This is a genomic window from Polaromonas sp. P1_G1 (genome assembly GCF_056405595.1).
Map to the genome: position 1 here is coordinate 1 of NZ_JBFUBU010000308.1, position 356 is coordinate 356.

The 356-nt window shown below is 61.0% G+C and carries 1 protein-coding gene; it reads right to left on the minus strand.

What is annotated here, in order from left to right; translation table 11 throughout:
* Positions 1–356 (minus strand): sigma 54-interacting transcriptional regulator (locus AC1D1Y_RS26990; protein WP_477685037.1); only part of this gene is annotated, 356 nt, incomplete at both ends.

Here is a 356-nt window from a genome sequence, read left to right on the forward strand (position 1 = left end):
CCCGTGGAACGGTGGCTGTTGGCATGCACGGCTCTGGCCACCAGCTCCTTGCCGGTGCCCGATTCACCGCGTACCAGTACCGGCGCCATGCTGCGCGCTACTTTGACAATGCGCTCTTTCACACTTTGCATGGTGGCCGAAGTGCCGGCCAGACGGTCCAGTGTAGCGAGGCCTGATGGGTGCAAGGCAGTGTTGCAGATTTTGGTTGCAGTGGGTTTGGCTCCTGTTGCTGAGGGTGCATTGGACGAGACGCCCTGTAGCGCATTGGCTACCGCACTGCGAAACTGTTTCAGGTCCACCGGCTTGGTCAGGTAGTCAAACGCCCCAGCCTTGAGGGATTCCACCGCGTTCTCCGC